The sequence below is a fragment of the bacterium genome (genome assembly GCA_026129405.1).
Lineage (GTDB): Bacteria > Desulfobacterota > Binatia > DP-6 > DP-6 > JAHCID01.
Genome location: JAHCID010000009.1, coordinates 224,343 through 231,794, shown reverse-complemented (window position 1 = coordinate 231,794; position 7,452 = coordinate 224,343). Strand labels below are relative to the sequence as shown.

Annotated in this window: 6 protein-coding genes; 2 read left to right on the top strand and 4 right to left on the bottom strand. The window is 75.1% G+C overall.

The annotated features are described in order from the left end of the window. Positions 1-1,823 (top strand): S8 family serine peptidase (locus tag KIT14_23720; protein MCW5893535.1); only part of this gene is annotated, 1,823 nt, incomplete at its 5' end. Position 1,824: 1 nt separating this feature from the next. Here KIT14_23720 and KIT14_23715 read toward each other — a convergent pair. Genes KIT14_23715 through KIT14_23700 form a run of 4 tightly spaced genes read right to left on the bottom strand, consistent with a single transcriptional unit; the run spans position 1,825 to position 6,259 of the window. Next, positions 1,825-2,568, bottom strand: a complete 744-nt coding sequence (locus KIT14_23715; GenBank protein ID MCW5893534.1) for an ATP-binding cassette domain-containing protein — start codon at positions 2,566-2,568, stop codon at positions 1,825-1,827. Between the two features lie 31 nt (positions 2,569-2,599). Then, the gene (locus KIT14_23710; GenBank protein MCW5893533.1) at positions 2,600-3,577 is read right to left on the bottom strand and encodes a hypothetical protein; all 978 of its coding nucleotides are present in this window, start codon (positions 3,575-3,577) and stop codon (positions 2,600-2,602) included. After that, entirely contained in the window at positions 3,561-5,846 is a 2,286-nt protein-coding gene (egtB, locus tag KIT14_23705; GenBank protein MCW5893532.1) for an ergothioneine biosynthesis protein EgtB, read from the bottom strand. Before egtB ends, KIT14_23710 begins: the two co-directional genes overlap by 17 nt. Further along, positions 5,843-6,259 (bottom strand): HIT family protein, encoded by a 417-nt coding sequence (locus KIT14_23700; GenBank protein ID MCW5893531.1) that lies wholly within the window; start codon positions 6,257-6,259, stop codon positions 5,843-5,845. Before KIT14_23700 ends, egtB begins: the two co-directional genes overlap by 4 nt. Positions 6,260-6,399: 140 nt before the next feature. On the opposite strand from KIT14_23700, the gene KIT14_23695 reads away from it, so the two are divergent. Continuing rightward, positions 6,400-7,413, top strand: coding sequence for a methyltransferase (locus tag KIT14_23695; GenBank protein ID MCW5893530.1), 1,014 nt, complete (start codon positions 6,400-6,402; stop codon positions 7,411-7,413). The last annotated feature ends 39 nt before the right edge of the window (positions 7,414-7,452 follow it).

Genomic DNA, 7,452 nt, shown 5'->3' with positions numbered 1-7,452 from the left:
TGGGCGACGCCGCGTGGGCGCGCGCCCGCACGCTCGCCGCGGTGGATACGCTGCGCGCCCGGCCCGACGTCGCGCTCGCCGAGCCGAACCTCGTGCTGCGCCCGCAGCGCGTGCCGTCCGATCCCTACTACGCCTACCAGTGGCACTATCCGATGATCGGGCTCGAGGCGGCATGGGACGTGGTGACCGGATCGCCCGACGTCGTCGTGGCGGTCGTCGACACCGGCATCCTCCTCGACCCGGGGCGGGGCATCGGGCACCCGGACCTCGACCCGGCGCGCGTTCTGCCCGGGTTCGACTTCATCGCCAGCGCGGCGAGCGCCCGCGACGGCGACGGCATCGATGCGAACCCGTTCGACGCCGGCGACGGCCGGCGCGGCAGCGCCTCGTCGTTCCACGGCTCGCACGTGGCGGGCACGATCGGCGCGGCGAGCGACGACGGCACCGGCGTCGCCGGCGTCGACTGGCAGGCGCGGCTGCTGCCGGTGCGCGTGCTCGGCGTCGACGGCGGCACGACGTACGACATCGCCCAGGGCATCCGTTGGGCGGCCGGGCTCGCCTCCGACGCCTGGACGACGCCCGTACAGCGGGCCGACGTCATCAACCTGAGCCTCGGCGGCGTGGGCTACTCGGCGGAGCTGCGCACGGCGATCCAGGCGGCCCGCGCGGCGGGCAGCGTCGTCGTCGCCGCCGCGGGCAACGACGCGAGCGACGCGGCCGGCTACTCGCCCGCCGGCTTCCCCGAGGTCGTCACGGTGAGCGCCGCCGACCTGCGCCGGGCGCGGGCGTACTACTCGAACTTCGGCGCCGTCGTCGACGTCGCCGCGCCCGGCGGCGACGTCACCGTCGACCGCAACGGCGACGGCTACGCCGACGGCGTGCTCTCGCTCGGCGGCGACGACACGGGCTCGACGCTCACCTTCAACTATCCCTTCTACCAGGGCACTTCGATGGCGGCGCCGCACGTGAGCGGCGTGGTCGCGCTCATGCAGGCCGCGCATCTCGCCGCCAACGGCGTGCGCTTCGGACCCGATCGGCTCGACGCCTGGCTCGCCGCCGGCGCGCTCAGCGAGGACCTCGGCGACGACGGTTGGTCGGGGCACGGTCTCATCGACGCGCGCAGGGCCGTCGCCCGCGCCGGCGCGACCGGCGGGCCGACGACGCCGGCCCTCGCCGTCACCCCGACGTCGCTCAGCTTCGGCGCGGACCTCGCCGACCTCGAGCTCCGGCTGCGCAACGACGGCGCGGGTCCGCTCACCGTCACCGACGTGACGGTGAGCGCCGGCGCGGGCTGGCTCACCGCCTTCACCTCGAGCCCGCTGCCCTTCGCGCCGCCGGGGACCGTGACGCTACACGCGGAGCGTGCGGGGCTGCCGCCCGGCACCGTGCAGCGCGCCGGCGTCACGATCGCGAGCGACGCCGGCAGCGTCACGGTGCCGATCGTCCTCCAGGTGGCGTCGACGGGCGACGGCGGCGACGTCGGACGCACGTTCGTGCTGCTCGTCGACCCGGTGTCGCGCGAGACGCGCTATCAGACCGTCGCGACCGCGGCGGGCGGCTACGCGATCGACTTCGGCGGCCCCGTGCTCGCGGGGACGTATCTGCTCGCCGCGGGCACCGACCGCGACGGCGACGGCCGCATCGGCGATCCCGGCGAGGCGTTCGGCATCTGGCCCGACAACACGGCGGACCCGGAGCCGATCGTGGTGACCGAGGACGGTGTCGCCGAGGTGACGCTGCCGGTCGTCGAGTCGGTGTCGGTCGGCGCGGGCCGCTTCCGCGTCGGTGCGGCGCCGCGCCGGCTCGAGCTCGAGCGGCGCTGAGTCAGGCGACGGCGTCGGCGCCGGCCGCGAGGAAGGCGCGCACCTCGGGATGGTCGTGCGCCCGCAGCGCGTCGAGCGTGCCGCTCGCGACCACGCGGCCGCCGGCGAGGAGGGCGACGCGATCGGCGACGCGCGCGGCCTCGCGCAGGTCGTGGGTCACGAAGACGGCCGTCTTGCCGAGCCGTCGCTGGAGGGCGCGGAACGCCGTCTGCAGCTCCCAGCGCGTGACCGGATCGAGCGCGCCGAAGGGCTCGTCGAGCAGGAGCAGCGGCGGGTCGGCGGCGAGCGCGCGCGCGACGCCGACCCGCTGGCGCTGGCCGCCGGACAGCTCGTGCGGGCGCCGGTGCGCGTACTCGGCGGCCGGCAGGCCGACCAGGGCCAGGAGCTCCGTCACGCGCGCCGCGCGGCGGGCGCGATCCCAGCCCTCGAGCTCGGGGACGAGGCCGACGTTCGCGGCCACGTCGAGGTGCGGCAGCAGGCCGACGTCCTGGATGACGTAGCCCGTGCGCCGCCGCAGGCGGATCGGGTCCCACTCGGTCGTCGCGCGTCCGCCCACACGCACGGTGCCGGACGTCGGCAGGAGGAGCGCGTTCACGAGGCGTAGCCCCGTCGTCTTCCCCGAGCCGCTGCGGCCGAGGAGCGCGAGCGTCTCGCCCTCGGCGACCTCGAGCGTGACGTCGTCGAGGATCACCGTGCCGCTCGGCAGGCGGACGCCGGCGCGCTCGAAGGCGACGAACGCGCTCATGCGACGGCGCGCCCGCGCGCCCGCGCGCCGGTCATCCGGCGAGGCCGCGTCCCGGCGGCGGCAGGGGCAGGCGAGTGGGGCGCTCGGGGACGTCGCCCGGGCGCGGGATGGGCGCGACGTCGTTCGGGCCGTCGGGCGCCAGCACCGCGGCGAGCGCGCGCAGCTGGTCGCGGCCGACGCCGACCTCGAACATGCCGCCGACGTACACCGGGATGCCGGCCGCGGCGCAGCGTCCGGCCAGCTCCAGCGCCGCGAGCCAGCCGCCCATGCGGCCGGGCTTCACGTTGACCGCCGCCGGGCGCAGCGGCAGGGCGTCCAGGTCGGCTGCGGTGCGCAGCGGGCCGTCGGCGACCACGCGCGCGGCGAGCGTGGCGGGCCACGGTGCCGCGGTCCAGGCCGGGTCTTCGACGAGGACGCCCGGCAGCGCGGCGTGTGCGCGGACGTGGTCGGCGGCGGTGCCGGTGTCCTTCCAGTCGAGGATCGCGACCCGCCCCGCGGCGGCGAGGGCGGCGAACGTCGCCGTGTCCCAGGCGGGATCGGCGTCGACCTTGAGCTCGACGTCGCCCTCGCGGCGTGCGGCGGCGGCGGGATCGGGCGTGCGTGCGAAGGAGACGACGTAGCGCACCGAGGCGGCGTCGCACCCGGCCAGGGCGCGCAGGCTCGTGGCGTTCTGGTGGAGGGCGAGATCGATGGCCGCCGCTTCGAGCGCGGCGCGGTCGTACGGGTCGGCGACCCGCTCGCGCAGGACGCGGGCCCACGCCCCGACCGCCCAGCGGCCGTGCGGCGCCGCCCGCACGCCGTCCTCGGCGAAGGCGGCGTGTGCGGCGGTCGTCCAGCCGACGTGCTCCCCGCGGCCGGCGGCGCCGTCGCCGGCGAGCGTGACGATCGTGCTCGGCCGCGCGTCGCCGTACGACGGCACCGCGACGGCCGCGAACGCCGCCGTCGCGGAGTCGACCGTGAGCGGCAGCGCGAGCAGCGCCGCGCGCAGGCGTTCAGGCGTCGACGGCACAGCGGAACCCCGCGAAGATCTGCCGGCGCTGCGGCAGGTCCCAGTTGCGGAAGGTGTTGCGCGCCACGATCGGCTGCGTGGCCCACGAGCCGCCGCGCAGGACGCGGTAGCCGCGGCTGAAGTGCGCCTCGGTGTACTCGCGGTAGGGGAAGGGGCGGAAGCCGGGGTAGGGCAGCAACTCGCTCGCCGTCCACTCCCACACGTCGCCGAGCATCTGATGGCAGCCGAAGAAGCTGACGCCGCGCGGGTGGGCGCCGATCGCCGCGGGACCGAAGGTGCGCTGATCGAGGTTGGCCAGCTCGGGGCTCGGGGGAGCGTCACCCCACGGGTGGCGGCGGGCGGTGCCGCGCTCGAGGTCCCAGGCGGCGGCCTTCTCCCATTCGGCCTCCGTGGGCAGCCGCTTTCTGGCCCAGCGCGCGAATGCGGAGGCCTCGTACCACGAGACGTGGACGACGGGCTGGTCGAGCGCGAGCGGGACGCGGCGCCCGAACGCCAGCTCGCACCAGCCGCCGTCGTCCTGCCGGCGCCATTGCGCCGGGTGGGCGACGCCGGCGTCGCGCAGCCAGCGCCAGCCGGCGTCGCACCAGAGCTCGCGCCGCGCGTAGCCGCCGTCGTCGATGAAGGCGAGGAAGCGCGCGTTCGTCACCGGGCAGACGTCCATGCGGAACGCATCGACCCGGACCTCGTGCGCGGGCCGCTCGTTGTCGTACGCATGGACGCGGTCGTCGGTCCCCATGATGAAGGGGCCCGCGGGGATCAGCACCTGGCGCTCGGCGCCGACGACCGCGAGCGCGCCGCCGGCCTGCTCGCGGCGCGGCGGCTCGTAGACGAGGTCGGGGATCAGCTGGATCGTCTGCAGGATCGTCTCGCCGTGCTGCGCCTCGTGCTGCGCGAGCATGACGGCGACGAAGCCCCCGGCGCGCAGTGGGTCGGCGGCGGGGAAGTCGGCGGCGCGGACGGCGTCCAGCGTGCGCGTGCGAACCTCGTCGAGGTAGGCCAGCGACTCGCCCCGGCGCAAGAGCGGCAGGGTGCCGCGCGCGGCGCGCGGATGGGCGACGGCGTCGTAGAGATGGTCGCGCCGGCGCGCGCTGTCGTCGCGCCGGCCCTGGGCATCGAACGCGCGGCGGATCCACTGCTCCTCGAAGTTGGCGATGTGGCCGAGGTCCCAGACGATCGGGCTCATGATCGCGGTGTGCTGGGTCGTGAGCGTGCGCTCGTCGAGCGGCGCGACCAGCTCGAGCGTGCGCGCCCGGGCGCCGAGCATGAGCCGTTCGGCGACCAGGTGCGGCGGCGCCGCCGGGGCCCGCCGGCGCCGGCGGAGCAGCACGAGCGCGAACAGGCCCGCGTCGTCGGTGACGGTCTCGACCGCCTCGAAGCCGTGGCGGGCGGCCGTCGCCTGCAACTCGGGCAGGCGGAACTTGCGGCTGACCTCGACGAGGACCATCTCGCCGGCCGCGAGCCGGAAGCTGCGGCCATGCTCGGGTAGCGCCAACGTCTGGGCGCGCGTGAAGCGGGCGAAGATGTCGATGCGCTCGCGCGTCTCGTTCCAGTACGCGACGTGCTCGATGGCATCGACGTCGAGCGTCGTGCCGAGGTCGCGATTCATGCGCGCGAAGAGGTTCTTCGTGAAGCCGGCGCTGACGCCGGCGGCGTCGTTGTAGGCCGCCTCGAGCGCGGCCGTGTCCTTCACCAGGTCGACGCCGAGGAGCAGGTGGTCGCCCGGCGCGAGCGCGTCGGACAGCCGGTCGAGGAAGGCGGCGGTCTCGACGCGGTTGAAGTTGCCGAGGCTGCTGCCGAGGAAGAGCAGCACGAGCGGCGAGAACGCGGCGAGGCGCGGGAAGGCCTGCTCGTAGGTGCCGGCGAGCGGCTCGACGGCGAGGCCGGGGAACTCGGCGCGCAGCGCGATGCAGGACGCGTCGAGCATGGTCGGGCTGATGTCGATCGGGACGTAGCGTGCGCCGGGCGCGGCGGCGGTCCAGGCCTGGAGCACGTGGCGCGTCTTCGTGGAGCTGCCGGAGCCGAGCTCGGCGAGCGTCGTCGGGCCGGCGACGGCGCGGAGGTGCGCCGCGTGCGCACGCAGCAGCGCGTCCTCGGTGCGCGTCAGGTAGTACTCGGGCTGGGCGGTGATCCGTTCGAAGAGGTCGCTACCGTCGGCGTCGTAGAGGTAGCGGCAGGAGAGCCAGCGGGGCGTGTCGTCGAGGCCGCGGATGACGGACTGGGCGAAGGCGGCGCGCAGGAGCGCCGCGCCGTCCGGCCGGGGCGGCGTCACCCGTTCGCCGCCTTGCGCACGGCCGTCGCGATCTCGGCGATCGGACGGCGTGGGCCGTGACGGAAGATCGTGTGGATGCTGCCGCCGCCGTCGCCCTCCCAGCGGGGCACGATGTGGACGTGGACGTGCGGCACGGTCTGACCGGTGGCGGCACCGTCGTTGATGCCGATGATCGTGCCGGCGGCGCCGACGGCGGTGCGCACCGGACCCGCGAGGCGATGCACCATCGCGAACACGCCGGCGGCGTCGTCGGGCGTCAGGCCTTCGATCGTCGCGACGTGCGTGCGCGGCACCACGAGGACGTGACCGTCGGCGAGCGGCTGCACGTCGAGGAACGCGACGCTGCGCGCGTCGGATGCGACGACCTCACCTGGAATCTCCCCGGCCACGATGCGACAGAAGATGCAGCTCATCGACGATTCACCTCCCGCGCCTCCTCGCTATCCCGCTCGGCCTCGCGTGCCAATCGCGGCATGCTGCCATGCTGCTCGGCTGGAGGAAGCCCCCTCGGGGGGTCTTTCGCCGCTCGGGACGGGCATGGTAGCCGCGACCCATGGCCACACCACCTCCCGACGCGCTCTTCCAGCTCGCCCAGGGCTTCATGGCGTCGAAGACGTTTCTCGCCGCCGTCGATCTCGAGCTCTTCACGGTGCTCGCGCGCGAGCCGCTCGACGCCGAGGGCGTGCGCGCCGCGCTCGGGCTGCATCCGCGCGCGGTACGCGACTTCCTCGACACGCTGGTGGCGCTCGGCGTCCTCGAGCGCGACGGCGACCGGTATCGCAACGGGCCGCTCGCGGCCGCGTATCTCGACCGCACCCAGCCCGGCTACGTCGGCGGCTTCTTCACCATGCTGAACCGCCGCTTGTGGACCTTCTGGGGACGGCTCGAGGAGGCGCTGCGCACCGGCGCGCCGCAGAACGAGGCGCGTGACGCCGGCGGCACGTCGTTCTTCGAGACGCTCTATGCCGATCCCGCGCGGCTGCAGCTGTTCCTCGAGTCGATGACGGGCGTCAGCCTGCCGTCGGCGCAGGCGCTGGCGGAGCGGCTGCCGTGGGCGCGCTGGAGCACGGTCGCCGACGTCGGCTGCGCGCAGGGCGGGGTGCCGGTGACGCTGGCGCTGCGCCATCCGCACCTGCGCGCGATCGGCTTCGACCTGCCGCAGGTCGAGCCCGTCTTTCGCGCCTACGCCGCGGCCAACGAGGTCGAGGATCGCGTCGACTTCGTTGCCGGCAGCTTCTTCACCGATCCGCTGCCGCGCGCCGAGGTGATCGTGATGGGGCACATCCTCCACGACTGGGACCTCGACGAGAAGCGCCGGCTCGTACGCAAGGCGTACGACGCGCTCCCCGAGGGCGGCGCCCTCGTGGTCTACGACGCCATGATCGACGACGAGCGGCGCGCCAACGTCGGCGGTCTGCTGATCAGCCTCACCATGCTGATCGAAACCCCCGGGGGCTTCGACTACACGCACGCCGACGGCATCGGCTGGCTGCGCGAGGCGGGCTTCCGCGACGTGCACGCGGAGCCGTTGGCGGGCATCGACTCGATGGTCGTCGGGCTGAAATAGCGGGACGGATCGCTTGGTAGGTCCCGTGCTGGTCGCGCG